Annotated in this window: 13 protein-coding genes; 4 read left to right on the top strand and 9 right to left on the bottom strand. The window is 61.9% G+C overall.

From position 1 onward, the window contains the following. Nucleotides 1–22: 22 nt before the first annotated feature. The 5 genes from ACP7E3_RS13360 to ACP7E3_RS13340 all read right to left on the bottom strand — a co-directional run bounded on the left by ACP7E3_RS13360 (nt 23) and on the right by ACP7E3_RS13340 (nt 5592). Entirely contained in the window at nt 23–1156 is a 1134-nt protein-coding gene (locus tag ACP7E3_RS13360; protein ID WP_426123329.1) for an NAD(P)H-hydrate epimerase, read from the bottom strand. Nucleotides 1157–1222: 66 nt separating this feature from the next. Further along, nucleotides 1223–2659, bottom strand: a complete 1437-nt coding sequence (locus ACP7E3_RS13355) for an NAD(P)(+) transhydrogenase (Re/Si-specific) subunit beta (RefSeq protein WP_104903160.1) — start codon at nt 2657–2659, stop codon at nt 1223–1225. Between the two features lie 9 nt (nt 2660–2668). Next, nucleotides 2669–3010 (bottom strand): NAD(P) transhydrogenase subunit alpha, encoded by a 342-nt coding sequence (locus tag ACP7E3_RS13350; RefSeq protein ID WP_426123327.1) that lies wholly within the window; start codon nt 3008–3010, stop codon nt 2669–2671. Next, on the bottom strand, nt 3007–4146 hold the full coding sequence (locus ACP7E3_RS13345; RefSeq protein WP_017845765.1) for an NAD(P) transhydrogenase subunit alpha: 1140 nt from the start codon (nt 4144–4146) through the stop codon (nt 3007–3009). The genes ACP7E3_RS13350 and ACP7E3_RS13345 overlap by 4 nt, the downstream gene beginning before the upstream one ends. Nucleotides 4147–4209: 63 nt before the next feature. Continuing rightward, on the bottom strand, nt 4210–5592 hold the full coding sequence (locus ACP7E3_RS13340) for an NAD-dependent succinate-semialdehyde dehydrogenase (protein ID WP_046383385.1): 1383 nt from the start codon (nt 5590–5592) through the stop codon (nt 4210–4212). A gap of 399 nt (nt 5593–5991) precedes the next feature. Here ACP7E3_RS13340 and ACP7E3_RS13335 point away from each other — a divergent pair, with 399 nt between their 5' ends. Next, nucleotides 5992–7836: a response regulator gene (locus ACP7E3_RS13335; protein ID WP_261753535.1), complete on the top strand. Its 1845-nt coding sequence runs from the start codon at nt 5992–5994 to the stop codon at nt 7834–7836. Nucleotides 7837–7846: 10 nt separating this feature from the next. Here ACP7E3_RS13335 and ACP7E3_RS13330 read toward each other — a convergent pair whose 3' ends face one another. From ACP7E3_RS13330 to ACP7E3_RS13320, 3 genes are all read right to left on the bottom strand, one after another. Then, nucleotides 7847–8527, bottom strand: a complete 681-nt coding sequence (locus ACP7E3_RS13330) for a BON domain-containing protein (RefSeq protein ID WP_426123324.1) — start codon at nt 8525–8527, stop codon at nt 7847–7849. Nucleotides 8528–8653: 126 nt separating this feature from the next. Beyond that, a complete protein-coding gene (locus ACP7E3_RS13325; protein WP_426123322.1) occupies nt 8654–10036 on the bottom strand; it encodes an MBL fold metallo-hydrolase RNA specificity domain-containing protein in 1383 nt (460 codons plus the stop codon). Between the two features lie 35 nt (nt 10037–10071). After that, complete coding sequence (locus tag ACP7E3_RS13320) at nt 10072–10992, bottom strand: universal stress protein (RefSeq protein ID WP_046383382.1); 921 nt, start codon at nt 10990–10992, stop codon at nt 10072–10074. Between the two features lie 283 nt (nt 10993–11275). Here ACP7E3_RS13320 and ACP7E3_RS13315 point away from each other — a divergent pair, with 283 nt between their 5' ends. From ACP7E3_RS13315 to ACP7E3_RS13305, 3 genes are all read left to right on the top strand, one after another. Then, nucleotides 11276–11923 carry a BON domain-containing protein gene (locus ACP7E3_RS13315; RefSeq protein ID WP_017845759.1) on the top strand — a complete coding sequence of 216 codons (648 nt, stop codon included), beginning with the start codon at nt 11276–11278 and terminating at the stop codon, nt 11921–11923. 79 nt (nt 11924–12002) lie between these two features. Continuing rightward, nucleotides 12003–13826, top strand: a complete 1824-nt coding sequence (gene ftsH, locus ACP7E3_RS13310; protein ID WP_057004085.1) for an ATP-dependent zinc metalloprotease FtsH — start codon at nt 12003–12005, stop codon at nt 13824–13826. A 33-nt stretch (nt 13827–13859) separates the two neighbouring features. After that, complete coding sequence (locus tag ACP7E3_RS13305; protein ID WP_046383380.1) at nt 13860–14285, top strand: potassium channel family protein; 426 nt, start codon at nt 13860–13862, stop codon at nt 14283–14285. Nucleotides 14286–14288: 3 nt separating this feature from the next. Here the strand turns inward: ACP7E3_RS13305 and ACP7E3_RS13300 are convergent, their stop codons facing one another. Continuing rightward, on the bottom strand, nt 14289–16658 hold the full coding sequence (locus tag ACP7E3_RS13300) for a phosphoketolase family protein (protein ID WP_126588370.1): 2370 nt from the start codon (nt 16656–16658) through the stop codon (nt 14289–14291). Nucleotides 16659–16729: the final 71 nt, after the last annotated feature.

Genomic DNA, 16729 nt, shown 5'->3' with positions numbered 1-16729 from the left:
TCACCGACATGTCCACGGACAATCAGCCGTACAGTCGACGCAATAACCCAGGTAAAAGATTCGGCACGTCTTTGGCCAGTAACCCTGGGCCGAATTCGGCAGCGGCCACATCATGCAACCACACGCCCGCTGCCGCAGCCGGAAAGGCCGGCATGCCCTGGGTCCGCAGCCACCGAATAATGCCGTCCAAAAGCTCGCCGGTGGCGGCCGAGGGCACACTGCAATGGATCACGGCGCGGCCATCGGGGCAGGCAATCACCGTGTCACTGCCGCGATGCACAACCACAGCCGAGCCGTGCTGGGCAGCGGCTCGAGTGCGGGTCAGTTTGTCGCCGACGAAGTCGAACATCCGCCGAAATTCGCTCTCGTGAAGGGTCAGCACCTGCGTGGTATCCGCCGCAACGACCGGTGGGTGCCCCGCGACGGTATCGAGACCGGCTCGCGGTAAATCGGGCAGCCACAACCCAGGGTGATTCTCAAATGCCTGGGGGACGATGGCGTCGAGCACCGCTTCGGGCGTGCCAATATCGGCCACAATCACTTCGCCACACAGATCGCGCCCCGGTAACAGCAGATGCCCCGGCTTTTTGCGAAAAAACGTCACCGTCAGCACCGCCGCCACCGCGCCCAACGACTCACCGTTATCGCCCATCACGCCGCTGGGCGTGTCGACCGCGACAATCGGCACCGTGCCACGGCCAGCCGCAGCCAGGGTGTCCAACACCTGCCCCTCCAGCGCACGGGCGAGACCGGCGCCGAACACCGCGTCGACAATCAGCTCGGCCCCTTCAAGCACCGCGGGGCTCAGGGCTTGCACCTCGCCGGGCCAGCGCTGTGCATGTTGCGCGGCTTCGCCTTTCAGCGCGGCGCGACTGCCCCACATCGCCACCCGCACTGGCCAGCCCGCTTGCGCAAGCCGGTACGCGCAGACAAAACCATCGCCGCCGTTGTTGCCCGGCCCGCAGAGCACCAGCAGCGGCCGGGGTGTCCAGCGCCGCTGGATTTCGTGTGCCACCGCCGCGCCGGCATTGCTCATCAACTCGAAAGACGACACGCCGGCAACCACCGAAAGCCGGTCGGCTTCCGCCATCTGGCGCACCGTCAGCAAGGCCGCCTGGCGCGCGCCGTTATCGAGGTCGGGACTCAACGTGTTCATGCTTTTCACACTCTCGATCGCTACTGAAGTCACTCACCGCCTGCGCGGTGACGTCGCCCCGCTTGGTTACCCCAAGCCTCTGACCGCCTCGATCATCTTGACCAGGACGGCCTGTGCATCGCCGTACACCATGTTGCAGTTTTCCGCATAAAACAGCTGGTTCTGAATACCAGCATAGCCCTTGCCCTCCCCGCGCTTGACCACGTACACGTGATGAGCCTTGTCCACATCCAGGATCGGCATGCCATAGATCGGCGAAGCTTTGTCGTTGCGCGCGGCGGGGTTGACCACGTCGTTTGCCCCGATCACCAACACCACATCGGTGTCGACGAAATCGGTGTTGATGTCGTCCAACTGGAAGATCAGGTCGTAAGGCACACCGGCCTCTGCCAGTAGCACGTCCATTTGTCCCGGCATACGCCCCGCCACCGGGTGGACCGCGAATCGCACAAGCACGCCGTGGGCCTGTAACAACTTCACGAACTCATAGAGCTTTTGTTGGCCCTGCGCCACGGCCAGGCCATAGCCGGGCACGATGATGACCTTATTGGCGTACCGCATGGCGACGCCGGCATCACTCGCCGCCGTCGGCTTGAGCTCACCCACGATCGCCGCGCCTTTGCGCACGGGCTGGCCGCCAAAACGGGCAAACAGCACATGCGCGACCGTGCGATTCATGGCCTTGGCCATCAGCAATGTGAGCAGCACGCCCGCGGCGCCGACCAGCATGCCGGCGATCATCATGGCCGGAACCTGCAACACAAACCCTTCCAGGCCGACCGCCAGGCCGGTGAAGGCATTGTAGATGGAGATGACCACCGGCATGTCGGCACCGCCGATGGGCAATGTCATCAGCACACCGAACAACAGCGCGCAGCCGAAGAACACACCGATCAACCACAGCACGCCGTTCAACGAACCGTGTTCGGCGTGCATGACCACCATCAGCCAAGCGCCTACGCACAGCGTCACCAGCATCAGCAAGGCGTTGATCAGTTGCAGGCCTTTCATGTGCAGTGGTTTGTTGATGCGGCCATCCAGCTTGGCCCAGGCAATCAAGGAGCCGGATAACGAAATCGCACCGATCAACGCGCCAAACAAGGTGCCGGCCAATGCGGAAAGGTCGAACACTCGGCCCCCGAACAACTCCATGGCGGCGATCGCGGCGGCAGCGCCCCCGCCCATGCCGTTGTATATCGCGACCATCTGCGGCATGGCGGTCATGGCCGCCTTGCGCCCGCTCCACCACGCTGCGCCACCGCCCAGCAGCAGCGCGACGAGCGCCAGGCTGACGTTGACAGGCAAATGTGGCCGGGCCGCCTCACTCACCGAAAATACGTAGAGAAAACTCACGATAACGGCGGCCGCCATGCCCCAACCGGCGACATGAATGCCACCGGCCGCCGTGACCGGCGAAGACATGCGCCACAACCCGAAAATCAGTAGAAAAGCGGCGAAGAAATACACCAGCCCTATCAGCCACTGCGACGTCATAATCAGCATGATCAAACCTCAAACCTTTTCAGGCTTCCGGGTGGCAGAGTGATGAGCTTTGCGCCGCTTGGGTTCCGGCGCGCTGGTCTGGAACATCGCCAGCATCCGGCCCGTGACGGCGTACCCGCCCGCGGCATTCCCCGCGCCCAGCAACACCGCGATAAAACCAGCCGCCTGTTCGGCCACGCTCGCCGCATCGAGCAGGCCGATAAGCCCGCCGATCACCACGATGCCATGGATAAAATTCGAGCCCGACATCAACGGCGTGTGCAGAATCGCCGGGACCCGCCCGATGATGACCCAGCCGGCGAACGCGGCGAGCATGAAAATATAAAGCCCGACGAAGCCAACACTGTTCATGAGGTCTTCTCCTGGGTTGCGGCATCCGCCGGGTTCAGCGAATGCATGAGTTTGCCGGCGTGGGTGAGTACCGTTTGCGCCAGAATCTGATCGTCCCAGTCGATGCTGATGACGTTGTTCTTCAACATCAGCGCCAACAGGTTGAACTGGTTTTTCGCATACAGCAGACTGGCGTCCTGGCTCAACGATGAGGGCAGATTCAACGGCGCCATCAGGGTTACCCGACCGATCGTGACGGTCTGTCCGGGCACGCAGCCTTCGCAGTTGCCGCCGCCTTCGGCGCCAAGATCGACGATCACCGCGCCAGGTTTCATCCCGGCAAGCTGTGCGGCACTGATCAGGCGCGGAGACGGCCGCCCCGGCACTGCCGCCGTGGTAATGACCAGGTCCGCCTGTTGGATATGCTCCGTCAGCACTTGAGCGACTTGGGTTTTCTCTGCCTCACTCAGCTCCCGTGCATAGCCGCCCTTGCCTCGCGCATCGACCCCGACATCGACAAACTCGGCCCCCAGGGACCGCGCCTGTTCCGCGGTTTCCGGGCGCACGTCGTAGCCCTCCACCACCGCGCCCAGGCGATGGGCAGTCGCGATCGCCTCCAGCCCCGCCACGCCCAACCCCAGGACCAATACCCGCGCCGGCCCCACGATACCCGCCGCGGTGGTGACTTTTGGCAGGATGCGAGACATCTGCACCGAGCCCAGTTGGACCGCATAGTACCCAGACAACGCCGATTGACTGGACAGTGCATCCATCGACTGGGCCCGCGTGATGCGCGGCAGGCGCTCCATGGCAAAACACGTGATTTGGCGCTCCAGTAAACGTTGCACCAAGGCCGGATTCTTCTGCGCATACACAAAACACAGGAGTACCGACCCGGGCTTCATCTTGCCTACGACTTCCAGCGAGGGCGCCTGCACCGCGAGAAGCACATCGGCCTCATGCAGCCACTGTCCGCCGCTGGACACGAACAGCACATCCGAATAAGCAGCGTCCGGCAAAAAACTCGCTTCACCCGCCCCCGCCTGCATATGAAGCCTTGCCCCCAGCGCGCATAACTTCGCGCAGAGGCCAGGCACGAGGGCCACACGTCGTTCGTGCGGGTGGGTTTCTTTCAGCACAGCCACATTGACGTACATCGCGCGCTCCGTTGAAGGCACCCGCGCATGGCCGGGCACCCGGAATGTAAACAGGACAAGGCTTCAGATCGGCGCCTGAGCCAACACGTAACGCACCAGTTTTTTATTCACGAACTGCTGGATACCCATGTCGCCCAACTCGCGGCCATAGCCGGAGTCCTTGATGCCGCCAAAGGGCAACTCGGCGTCGCTCCAACTGATGTTGTTGATGAACATCATCCCGGTCTCGACGCGACTTGCCACACGACGCCCCCTGTCCAGGTCACGTGTAAACACCGAGCCGCCCAGGCCGAAGTCGGAGTCGTTGGCCAGGGCAATCGCGGCGTCTTCGTCCTTGACGCGGAAAAACAGCGCCACCGGGCCGAAGAACTCATCCCGGAACGCCGGGTTTTCAGGGGCAATGTCAGTGAGAATGGTCGGCGTCATAAAGGCGCCGGGGCGATCGATACGTGTGCCCCCGAGCAGAACCTTCGCTCCGTGATCGGTCGCCGTGCGAACCTGCCCGAGCAACTGCACCAATGCCGCTTCCGAAGACAGCGGGCCCAGGGTCGTCGCTTCGTCCATGGGATCGCCGGGTTTCAGCGCCGCGAGCCCGGCCTGAAAGCCCTTCAGGAACGCATCGGCGACCTTATCCACGACAATGAAGCGTTTTGCCGCGCAACAGGTCTGCCCGCAGTTGTACATCCGCCCCCAGATCGCCCATTTGACGGCCAGCTCCAGGTCGGCGTCTTCGAGCACAATGAACGCGTCGCTGCCGCCCAGCTCCATGGAGGACGGTTTCAGGTTCTGCCCGGCCCAGGCCGCCAGGCTGCGGCCCGCGGCGACACTGCCGGTCAGTGCAACCCCGCGAACACGCGGGTCATCGACCACCTGTCTGGACTGTTCATGGGAGATCGACAGGTTGGTATAAAGCCCGGCAGGCGCGCCGGCTTCGAGCAGGATTTGCTCGAAGGCCATCGCGCATTGAGGCACGCAACCGGCATGCTTGATCACCAGCACGTTGCCTGCCATCAAATGCGGACCGGCCACGCGAGCCAACTGATAGAACGGAAAGTTCCACGGTTCGACCCCGAAGATCACGCCGATGGGGCTGCTCTCCATGTGCGCCTCGCCTTGGCTCGGCTCCAGCGCTTGCGGGGCCAGGAAGCGTTCCGCGTTCTTGGCGTAGTACGCCATGATATCGGCGCTGAATTTGACTTCGCCTCGGGCCTCGTCGATGCGCTTGCCCATTTCCAGCGTGATCTTACGGGCCAGGGCATCGAAGCGCTGATGCATCAATTCACCGGCCTTCGCGATGATCGAGGCGCGCTGGGCATACGTTGTGTGTTTCCACGTCGCATAGCACTGCGCCGCAGCCGCCAGTTTGTGCTCCAGTTGCTCAGCCGTCAGCGTATCGAATTGTGCGAGCAACTCGCCGTTGTATGGATTGATCGTTGTATAAGCCATAACGGTTGCCTTCCCATGAGATTGAGTTAACCAACGTCAACCGGCTACCTTCAGCCGCCGTCCCCACGAACCGGCATTACGTTGGCCTGAATGCATTCAGCTGGCTAGCGTCGGAAACTACTTACGTCTACCCCCTTGAGCCCGGGCCAGGGCCTGAAGAGCGGGCACTCTAACGGTGCCGTCGGCGCACTTCGTTGGCGCAAAGCGCGGTGATGTGAACCGAAAGGCGGCCTGAACAAGGCGCTCAGCGTGAATGGCCTGCTGGCTCGCGATCAACCGAGCGGTTTAGAACCGTCGGGGTTCGGTAAATACTTACATAGATCAATTAAGCCGCCTTACAAACTGCATAGGATTGCGCATCAGGCAATACGACTTTGCGTCTTGCCAGGAGGGGTAATCATGCAAGTCAAGCAATCCATGTCGGAAGATGTGTTGCCACGTCAGGCATCAGGCCCGGCATCGGCCTACTGTCCTCTCCCCGCTGAACGGTTGGGCGGCATCGATCAGAAACTTCGCCAGACCGCGCAATTGGTTTCACTCATCGTCGGGCAGCTTGAGGCCTGTGAATTCGACCCCGCGACACCGGCGCGCAGGGTGCTTGAACAATTGGATGCCACGCTGGAGAAATTGTTGAGTCGATTCGGGCTCGACCAACCCGCCCCCACGACAGACTATGATCGCCACGCAGCGGTGGATTTCCCCATACAGGCCCTCTTCAAGGCATTGGCTCAAGACTTTTTGCCGTTGGCCGCCGCCCAGCACCGCAACCTGCGAATCGTGCCGTGTTCGTCGTGGGTCAGGAGCCTTCCCGATTGCCTCAGGCAACTCTTGAGCGGTCTGCTTGCCAACATCATGGACAGTACCAGCACGCTGCGCCTGACACTGGGCTGCAGGCGCCACTCGGAGTGGCTGAGCATCGAGCTGTGGTTCGCGGGCTGCAAAAGCCGCGACGACGCCTTGCGTATCGTGTCGATGCCTGTCTATGAGGCTTCGTTGCCGGGTGCCTGTGGCAAGCCTGCCCTTCGCTCGATAGCGGAACTCAGCGCGATGCTGGGTTTACAGCTTCAGGTCAAAACCGCCGACGAACGCGCGACGCTGATCTCCATCAGCGCGCCGTTATCGCCGTCAGTCGTTCAGCCCGGCGCGCGCAGGCAACAGAACGCTCGAGCGCTGGGCATGGCTCGCACGTGCCTGCTGTTGATCGTGGAACCGGACGCCCTGCTAGGCGATATGCTCAGTTGCGGTTTGGGGGCGCTGGGCTATCGAACGGCAGCGGTCCGCGATAGCGTCGCCGCGTTGGAATGGATCGCGCGCTCGGGCATTCAACCGGACCTGATCTTGACCGAGCACGTGCTCGAGCGGTCCTCGGACGGCGTCCAACTGGTGCAAAAGATTCGCGATCAATTCAGTCGAGCCACACCCGCGGTCATATTGACCGCCGAGACGAAAAAGCAGGTTTCCCAGTCCGCCCTGACCGCCGACTGCATGCTCCTTCGCAAACCGGTGAGCCTGAACCTGCTGCGCGTCACCCTCGCCAGTGCATTGAGTACACACGCCGAAGTACACGCTGTTCACGCCATGCCCCCGTCGCGCCAACCCGTCATTTACGTGGTGGACGACGACGCCGCGCTGCGCAGCGACTTGCGCACGCTATTGGAGTCGGAAGGTTACCTGGTGCGCGACTACGGCGCTGCCGAGCAGTTTCTCGACAGTTATACCGCTGACCAACCGGGCTGCCTGATCATTGATGCGCGCCGCTCGGGCATCAGCGGGCTTGAGACGGTGGCCCGTCTTAAAGCACAGGGCGACGAGTTGCCCGTTCTGATGATCAGTTGCAACAGCCGCGTTGCCGATGTCGTCGATGCGATGAAGGCTGGGGTATGCGACTTCATTGAAAAGCCGTTTCGTTATCAGCAGCTGTTAACCAGCGTGAAGAAAGCGTTGGCCAGCCAAGTCGCAACCGAGAGTTCCCAGGTCCTTCGCAAGGCTGCGATTGACCATATCAACCACCTCACCGCACGGCAGCGCCAGATTCTGGCGATGGTGCTGGACGGTCATCCGAGCAAAAACATCGCTGCCAACCTGGGGATCAGTCAACGGACAGTGGAAAAGCACCGAGCGTCGATCATGAGCAGGACCGAAGCCAGGTCGATTCCCGAACTCGCCCGCATCGCCCTGGCAGCCGGCGAAAAAACACTCTCGGCGGCTGCCAATGACAAACGCAATGGACTCATCCGCGGGTAATCGCGGACGGTTATGTCGAACCCGGCGATTCAAGGCCGCTGGGCGATACCATCAGATTGTCGACAACCTTCTGCACACCCGCAGTGCCCGATGCCGTCAACCGCGCCATATCCCGCTCCGGGAGCGATCCGACAACCCCCGAGAGCGTGACTTCCCCGCCCTCCACACGCACGTCGATAGCGTGGGCGTCGATGATCGCCTTGCGGCGAAACGCTGATTCGATATCGGTCTTGATGGTTTGCGCAGAGGCATGGGCCTTGACGACGATATCGTTACTGATCCCCTTGATCCCTTGCAGATAGCGCACCGCATAGCCGGCCGTCTGGCGCTGATGCTCAGAGTCCACTTCTCCGCTGAGCACCAGCCAGCCATCGGTCACGCTGACTTTGACGCGGTGGTCCGCCAGCGAGGTATTCCATTGCAATGCGGAAACGGCGGCCGCGACAAGATCACTGTCGGTCCGCACATGACTGGAAGGCAGCACGACATCGATCTGGTTGAGCAGATCCACGACACCGGCGACATGTGCGACCGCCTGTTCCGCGTGCCAGCGCTCGGCGTGACTGGCGACATTGCCGGAAAGCGTGACGATGCCATCGGACACTTGAACCAAAATCTGATCGGCTTTGAGTGCCAGGTCCCAATTCAGTTCTTCGATCACCTGTTGCCTAAGCTTTTCATCGGTACTCATAAAAAAGCTCCAGAATTTTTCAAAAGTCTCAATCAGCCAAAGCGTATCCGGTTGCGATGTTTTTCAGCAGGTCGGAAAGTACCCATCCTTGGCGCGGGAGCGGTGATTCAGGCGCGTTTTTTGGCTCTAGACCGGCAAAGGCTGCGCGACCGCCGGCAGTTCGACACTGTCCCGATACTCCGGCACCGACACCGACCAGCCCAGTTCCTGGCTGATGCGCCGCCGCAGCACGTCCGAGGCGTTCGGCTCGCCGTGTACGACGTAGGTGTGTTTCGGCGCACGCTTGAAGCCGCGCAGCCACTGCATGATTTCATCGGCATCGGCGTGCGCGGACAGGGTTTGCATCGGCACCACCTCGGCGTTGATCGGCACGTCCTGACCGTGGATACGCACCGACGGCACACCCGCGACAATCTGCGCGCCACGTGTGCCGCCGGCCTGAAAGCCTGGCACCAACAGGGTGTTGAGCGGGTTGGGCGCCAGCGCCTTGAGGTGGTGCAGCACCCGCCCACCGGTGGCCATGCCACTGGCGGCAATGATGATCGCGGGGGTGCGCTGCTGGTCCAGGTCAATCGACTGTTGCACGGAACACACAAAGTGCGTGCCATCGCACATACCCTGGCAGTCCTCCAGCGACAGCCGATGTTCAGAGCGAAAACGCTGGTACAGGCGGGTGACCTCGGTGGCCATCGGGCTGTTGAGGTAGATCGGCAGGTCCGGGATCGCATGCTGTTGTTTGAGCCGATACAGGTGATACATCAGCAGTTGCGCGCGCCCCACCGCAAACGACGGCACCAGGGTGATGCCGCGCCGCAGCGCCGTGCGGTTGATCACGTCCGCCAGTTGCTGTTCGGGAGGCTCAGCGGGGTGTCGACGATCGCCGTAGGTGGATTCCACCAGCAGGTAATCGGTCTGCTCGATGGTTTCCGGGGCGAACATCAGGGGATCGTTTGGCCGCCCCAGGTCGCCGGAACACACCAGCGTGACGCCATCGGCGACGACTTCGACCGTCGCCGCGCCAAGAATATGCCCGGCGTCACGCAGCAGGATGGTCAAGCCCGGCGCGATCGCGACCCGGTTGTGCAGCTCGATCGGCCGCAGCAGCTTCAACGCGCGCTCGGCGTCCTGTTCGGTATAGAGCGGCAGCGCCGGGTCGTGCTTGGAGAAGCCATGCCGGTTGGCGAATTCGGCCTCTTCTTCCTGCAAGCGGCCACTGTCACGCAGGAGGATTTTCGCCAGCTCGCAGGTGGCCGGCGTGGCATACACCGGCCCGCGATAGCCGTTGCGCACCAGTACCGGCAGGTAGCCGCTGTGGTCCAGGTGGGCGTGGGTCAACACGATGGCGTGCAGGTCTTGAACCGGCAGCTGGAACGTGTCCCAGTTGTGCAGGCGCAATTGCTTATAGCCCTGGAACAGGCCGCAATCGATCAGTACGTGCAGGTCGCGATGCTCCAGCAAGTACTTGCTGCCGGTGACCGTACCGGCCGCCCCGAGAAATGTCATACGCATGGCTATGTCCTTGAGGTCTCATGGAATCGGTGGTTTCAGTCAACCCAGGGTGATGGCTTGACGATCATCAAACTGCAGGAGGTGCGGTTCAGCACACTCTCGGCGGTGCTGCCGATCAGCCGGTCAAGCTTGTCGCGATAGACTGTGCCAAGCACCACCACGTCGAATGCATTGCGCCGGGCGAACAAGCTGATCACTTTGTGCGGAATGCCGGTCAGCACATGTTGGCGTTCCTGCTCGACCCCATAGCGTTCGGCGAGCACATCGAAGGCTTCCACCTGCGCGTCATTGACCGCCTCGCCCAAACTGCTATCCAGGCTTTGGGTCGGCACGCTCGTGGGGGTATCGCCCACCACCGACCAGTTGCTGACATTGAGCAGGTGCAGATGGGCATCACACACATGCGCCAATGTCGAAGCCAGTTCGAGCACGCGCTCGTTCAGCCCGTATGTCAGTTCTTCGAGGTGCGACAGGTCAATGGCCGCGAGTACTTTCAACGGTTTGGGGTGCCTGGCGTCGGTGACCAGGTGCAGGCAGGCCGGACAATCGCGCAACAACAGCCAATCCAGGGGTTGATGGAAGGTCCGGTCAAGGGCCGAGACGTGCTGGACGTCCTTGATCACCAGGTCGGCGTGAAAGTCGTTCACATACGCCAGCACGTGCGCCAGGTTGGGTTTGGCCCACACCACTTCACAGCTGACCGCCAGCCCCGCACGCCGTTGAAAGCGCACTTGCTGCTCCAACCAGTGGCGATGGACCTGCAGGTAGCCTTCCCTGGCCCGGGCCATCGCGTCATGGTCAAACAGGCCGGCCACCTCCAGCGATGCGACATAATCAAACGCCACAATGTGCAACAACGCGCCGGTTGCAATGGCCAGTGCCTGAGCCCGGTCAAAGGCCGGGGTGCGTGTCATCTCCGAGGGTGCAATCAATAAAATACGTTTGAGTGGCAGCATTAGATACCTCGGCCTGGGCGCATGTAATCACCTGACTGCAACCCGACGTCCTAGCGAGTAGCGTGGTGCCCTGTTGTTGTGACTGAAAACCGTCGGTCAAGTATCTGGCGCCATAGGGCGCGCGCTCTGATCTTTGTCAACTAATGGCTGGCTTTCAAACAATGAGTGAATCACTCAGGCCTTGTTGATATAGCTCAATGATTTTCCGTGGTTCGAGCGTAGAAACCAGTGACTGGCCACTCTCGGCCCGTCATCAGCCACGAATTCGATTGAGGACACCATCATGAGCGACTTGAGTTTGCGCAAAGCCATTATGGAAGAGCTTGAATTCCAACCGCAGATCGATGCAGCCAGCATCGGTGTTGCCGTGGAAAACGGCGTTGTCACGCTCACCGGACATGTCAGTAGCTATGAACAGAAGGTCTGCGCCGAGCGCGCGGTAAAAGGCATCAAAGGCGTGCGCGCAGTCGCCGAGGAGATCCAGGTGCGCCTGCACAAAGGCGCCGGAACCGCGGACGACACCATCGCCTCCCGCGCCCTGAGCATCATCAACTGGAGCGCCGACGTACCGGCGAATGCGGTTAAGGTCATCGTTCAGAACGGCTGGATCACCCTCGAAGGCCAAGTCGACTGGCAGTACCAGAAAGAAACCGTAGAGAAGGCGGTGCGCAAGCTGTCCGGCGTGCTTGGGGTGGATAATCGGCTGACCCTGAGCCCGCGGGTAGACATCGTCGATATCCGCAAACGCATCGAAGATGCGCTCAAACGCAATGCTGAAGTGGACGCCAAGGATATTCATGTCAGGGTCGACGGTGATGTGGTCCGGCTCGACGGCAAGGTTCACCTGTGGCGCGAGCGCAAGCTCGTAGAACGGGCGGCCTGGTCGGTGCCGGGCGTCACGCGGGTGGAAGATCACCTGCTGCTCGCCTGAGGTGATGCGTGCTCCAGTGCGCCGACTGGGGCATTCAACGTTTGTGTCTGCCTTGCGTGCCCTTTTTTGAGTCAAGGTCATGAAAAAGAACCATCAGTGGAACCTGTCTTACTTTCTGACCGCGTTTGTCGTGTTCACCGTTGTGCAGTTTCTATGGACGGAACACCGCGTGGTGCAAAGCATCCCGTACAGTCAGTTTCTGCAGTTGCTGAACGAGCAGAAAGTCAGCGACCTGCAGGTCGAGAAAGACCAGATCAGCGGCAAGCTGCAAGTGCCGATCGACGGCCATAACCTGTTCACGACAGTGCGGGTCGACCCGACGTTGGCCACCAGCCTGGCGCAGTCGGGCGCGAGCTTCACCGGGGTCACTGACAATACCTTTTTAAGCGGCCTGCTGGGTTGGCTGCTGCCTTTTATGCTGATCATGGTGGTCTGGCACTTTTTGTTTCGCGGCGTCGCGGAAAAACAGGGCCTGGGCGGGCTGATGAACATCGGCAAGTCCCGGGCCAAGGTGTTTGTCCAGCGCGATACCGGGATCACCTTCGCGGATGTCGCCGGCATCGACGAAGCCAAGGCCGAACTGGTGGAGATCGTCTCGTTCCTCAAGGACAAGGCCAAGTACGCACGGCTGGGCGCGCATATTCCCAAAGGCACGCTGCTGGTCGGTCCGCCGGGCACCGGCAAGACCCTGGTGGCCAAAGCCATCGCCGGCGAAGCCGGGGTGCCGTTTTTCTCGATCTCGGGCTCGGAATTCGTCGAGATGTTCGTTGGCGTCGGCGCCGCGCGGGTCCACGATCTGTTCGAACAGGCGCGCCAAGCGGCGCCGTGCATCATCTTCATCGATGAACTGGATGCCCTGGGCAAGATGCGTGGCGTCGGTGTAATGGGCGGCAATGACGAAAAGGAACAGACCCTCAACCAGCTCCTGGCCGAACTGGACGGCTTCGATCCCCGCGAGGGCGTGGTGCTGCTCGCTGCGACCAATCGCCCGGAGATTCTCGACCCGGCGCTGCTGCGCGCCGGCCGGATCGACCGCCAGGTGTTGATCGATCGCCCTGACCGCAAGGGGCGGCAGGCGATTCTCAAGGTCCACCTGCAGAAAATCACCGTGGACAAGGCCCTCGACAGCGAGCGCATTGCCGACATCACCACCGGTTTCACCGGCGCCGACCTGGCGAACCTGGTCAACGAAGCGGCGATTGTCGCCACCCGCCGTGGCGCCGACACGGTCGGCCTGGACGACTTCACCGCGGCCGTGGAACGCCTGATCGCGGGCATCGAACGCAAGAGCAGCGTGCTGCGCCCCGAAGAACGCCAGGTGGTGGCGTACCACGAGATGGGCCATGCACTGGCGGCGAGCCACCTGCCGGCCATGGACCCGGTACACAAGGTGTCCATCGTGCCGCGCGCCATTGGCTCGTTGGGCTACACGCTGCAGCGCCCGACGGAGGACCACTTCCTGATCAGTTGCCAGATGCTCAAGGACCGCATCGTCGTGCTGATGGCCGGCCGCGCCGCCGAATTTCTGATATATGCTCAGACGTCCACCGGGGCCGCCGATGACCTGGCCCGTGCGACGGATATCGCCCGGCAGTTGGTGACCCGCTTCGGCATGAGCGCCGAACTGGGGCAGTCGGTGCTGGAGCGACAAAACATGACCTACCTGGGTGAGCAGATGCAGAGTACGGGGCAGAAAGATTATTCGGAACAGACCGCCAGGGAGGTCGACCTGTGTATACGCGGCCTGCTCGACGAGGCCTACGCCCGCGCCAAGAGCCTACTCCAGGCACATCGCGCCGACCTGGAGGCCGGCGCGCACCTGTTGATGGAAAAGGAAAGCCTGACCCCAGAGGACTTCCCCGCGCTGCTGCCGATGAAACCCGTGCCGGTCGCCGCAGGTTGAGCGTCGCCCTGAAACCACGCACTGAGGCTCGCCATGCTGGCCGTCACGCTGATTAATACGCTGGTGGTCATCATCGCCGTGGTCATTCATTACGAATGCCTGTTGCGCCTGAACGACTGGTTGCCGCGGCTCAAGGTTTGGAGCCGCTTCAGGATGGTCATCGGAGTATTCGGTGCCCTACTCGCCCACGCGATCGAAGTCTGGTGCTTCGCCCTGGTCTATTACCTGATGACACGCGACGGCGAGTGGGGCAGCCTGTCGGGCCAGTTCGATGGCTCGTTCATGGACTGCGTGTACTTTTCCTTCACGACCTACACCACCATCGGTTTCGGCGACATCACCCCCATGGGCCACATCAAGTTCCTGACCGGCCTGCAAGCGCTGACCGGTCTGGTGCTGATCACGTGGACGGCGTCGTTTCTGTTCCTGGAAATGCAGAAGTACTGGAAGAACAAGTAGCCCCTAGCCGGCCGGGGTCCATTGCCAGTTCAGCACCTCGGGCAGGTCTTCGCCGTGTTCGATCAGGTACAGCTTGTGTTTCTCCATCATCGCCCAGTAGCGCGCCTGCGCGGTGTGGCGTTGCTCGTGCAACCGGGGCACGCGTTCGATGACGTCCAACGCCAACCGGTAGCGATCCAGGTTGTTGATCACCGCCATATCGAACGGGGTGGTGGTGGCGCCCTCCTCTATGAAGCCGCGCACATGGAAGTTGTCGTGATTGGTGCGCTTGTACAGCAGCCGATGCACCAGCGCCGGGTAGCCGTGGAAGGCAAAGATCACCGGTTTGTCGGTGGTGAACAACTCATCGAAGGCGGCATCCGCCAGGCCATGGGGATGCTGCGATGACGACTGCAGCACCATCAGGTCCACCACATTGATGACCCTGACCCGCAGATCCGGCACGTATTCGCGCAGCAATGTCACGGCGGCCAGAGTCTCCAGGGTCGGTACGTCGCCGGCGCAAGCCATGACCACGTCCGGCTCCTGATCATCGCGGCAGGCCCAGTCCCAGCGGCCGATGCCTGCCAGGCAATGGCGCACGGCCGCGTCGATATCCAGCCACTGCCACTCCGGCTGCTTGCCCACCACGATGACATTGATGTAATTGCGGCTGCGCAGGCAGTGATCCGCCACCGACAGCAGGCAGTTGGCATCCGGCGGCAGGTAGATGCGCGCCACGTCGGACTTCTTGTTCGCCACCAGGTCGATGAAGCCGGGGTCTTGATGAGAGAACCCGTTGTGGTCCTGGCGCCAGACATGGGACGTCAGCAGCAGGTTGAGCGACGCCAGCGGCTTGCGCCAGGGCACGTCGGCCGCAGTTTTCAGCCACTTGGCATGCTGGTTGACCATCGAATCGACGATATGGATGAACGCTTCGTAACACGACAGCAGGCCATGACGCCCGGTGAGCAGGTAGCCTTCGAGCCAGCCCTCACACACGTGTTCGCTGAGAATCTCCATGACCCGGCCATCCGCCGCCAGGTTCACGTCGTCGGCCTCCAACGGGTCCATCCACGCTTTGGCGCTGACCTCGTACACGGCGTCCAGGCGATTGGAGGCGGTTTCATCCGGGCCGAACAGGCGGAAGTTGGCAGCGCCCTGTGCGTTTTTCATCACGTCGCGCAAAAAGCTGCCCAATACCCGGGTCGCCTCGGCACGCAGGCAACCGGGGGCCGGCAGGGCTACCGCGTAGTCGGTAAAGCGTGGCAAGTCGAGCGTGCGTAATACCAGCCCGCCGTTGGCGTGCGGGTTGGCGCTCATGCGGCGGTGCCCGGTGGGCGCCAGCGCAGCGATTTCCGGGAGCAAGGCACCGTCGGCATCGAACAGTTCGTCGGGACGGTAGCTGTTCAGCCATTCCGCCAGCTGCTGCACATGCCCCGGCGCCTGAAAGTTGGCCAACGGCACTTGGTGGGCACGCCAGGTGCCTTCGACCCGACAGCCATCGACAAATTTCGGCCCGGTCCAGCCCTTGGGCGTGCGCAATACCAGCACCGGCCACAGCTGGCGCTCCGGCGTCTCGGCCCGCCGGGGCTGGCGCGCCGCGTGCTGAATCTCGCGGATTTTCAGCAGCATGGTGTGAAGGGTGCGGGCAAGCTCCTGATGCACCTGCGCCGGGTCATCGCCTTCGACGAAGTACGCATCGTAACCATAGCCATACAACAGCGCCGACAGTTCATCTTCGCTGATCCTGGACAGGACCGTGGGGTTGGCGATCTTGTAGCCGTTGAGGTGCAGGATCGGCAGCACTGCCCCATCGCGCGCGGGGTTGATGAATTTGTTGGAGTGCCAGCTGGCGGCCAGCGGGCCGGTTTCGGCCTCGCCGTCGCCGATCACGCAGGCGACGATCAGGTCCGGGTTATCGAAGACCGCGCCATAGGCGTGCGCCAGGCAGTAACCCAGCTCGCCGCCTTCATGGATCGAGCCTGGGATTTGCGCCGAAACGTGGCTGGAAATCCCATAGGGCCAGGAAAACTGCCGAAACAGCCGCAGCAGGCCATTGGCATTGCGCTCCACCGAGGGATAACACTCGGTGTAGGTGCCTTCCAGGTAGGTCTGCGCGACCACCGCCGGCCCGCCATGCCCGGGGCCGGCGACAAAGAGCATGTTCAAGTCGTACTGGTTGATCAGCCGATTGAGGTGCGTATAGAGCAGATTCAGCCCCGGCGTGGTGCCCCAATGCCCCAACAGGCGCGGTTTGATGTGCGCCAGGGTCAAGGGTGTCTGTAACAACGGGTTGCTCTTGAGGTAGATCTGCCCAACCGCCAGGTAATTGGACGCCCGCCAATACGCGTCCAGCCCTTCCAGCTCCTCTGCACTCAAAAAATCGCTCATACACCCCTCCGTCAAGGCTCGACCCGTGGATTGTCGTTCGTCGATTCTGGGTGCCTCAACTGCGCGAGGCT

The sequence above is a fragment of the Pseudomonas sp. PSPC2-3 genome (genome assembly GCF_049898265.1).
Classification (GTDB): Bacteria; Pseudomonadota; Gammaproteobacteria; order Pseudomonadales; family Pseudomonadaceae; genus Aquipseudomonas; species Aquipseudomonas veronii.
This window is presented reverse-complemented; position numbering and strand designations above follow the sequence as displayed.

Bases quoted from the DNA above. Each gene is read 5' to 3' on its own strand.
- ACP7E3_RS13320 (WP_046383382.1), bottom strand. From the start codon at position 10,992: ATGCTGCCACTCAAACGTATTTTATTGATTGCACCCTCGGAGATGACA.
- ACP7E3_RS13315 (WP_017845759.1), top strand. From the start codon at position 11,276: ATGAGCGACTTGAGTTTGCGCAAAGCCATTATGGAAGAGCTTGAATTC.
- ftsH (WP_057004085.1), top strand. From the start codon at position 12,003: ATGAAAAAGAACCATCAGTGGAACCTGTCTTACTTTCTGACCGCGTTT.
- ACP7E3_RS13350 (WP_426123327.1), bottom strand. From the start codon at position 3,010: ATGAACAGTGTTGGCTTCGTCGGGCTTTATATTTTCATGCTCGCCGCG.
- ACP7E3_RS13305 (WP_046383380.1), top strand. From the start codon at position 13,860: ATGCTGGCCGTCACGCTGATTAATACGCTGGTGGTCATCATCGCCGTG.
- ACP7E3_RS13340 (WP_046383385.1), bottom strand. From the start codon at position 5,592: ATGGCTTATACAACGATCAATCCATACAACGGCGAGTTGCTCGCACAA.
- ACP7E3_RS13355 (WP_104903160.1), bottom strand. From the start codon at position 2,659: ATGCTGATTATGACGTCGCAGTGGCTGATAGGGCTGGTGTATTTCTTC.
- ACP7E3_RS13325 (WP_426123322.1), bottom strand. From the start codon at position 10,036: ATGCGTATGACATTTCTCGGGGCGGCCGGTACGGTCACCGGCAGCAAG.
- ACP7E3_RS13360 (WP_426123329.1), bottom strand. From the start codon at position 1,156: ATGAACACGTTGAGTCCCGACCTCGATAACGGCGCGCGCCAGGCGGCC.
- ACP7E3_RS13345 (WP_017845765.1), bottom strand. From the start codon at position 4,146: ATGTACGTCAATGTGGCTGTGCTGAAAGAAACCCACCCGCACGAACGA.
- ACP7E3_RS13300 (WP_126588370.1), bottom strand. From the start codon at position 16,658: ATGAGCGATTTTTTGAGTGCAGAGGAGCTGGAAGGGCTGGACGCGTAT.
- ACP7E3_RS13330 (WP_426123324.1), bottom strand. From the start codon at position 8,527: ATGAGTACCGATGAAAAGCTTAGGCAACAGGTGATCGAAGAACTGAAT.
- ACP7E3_RS13335 (WP_261753535.1), top strand. From the start codon at position 5,992: ATGCAAGTCAAGCAATCCATGTCGGAAGATGTGTTGCCACGTCAGGCA.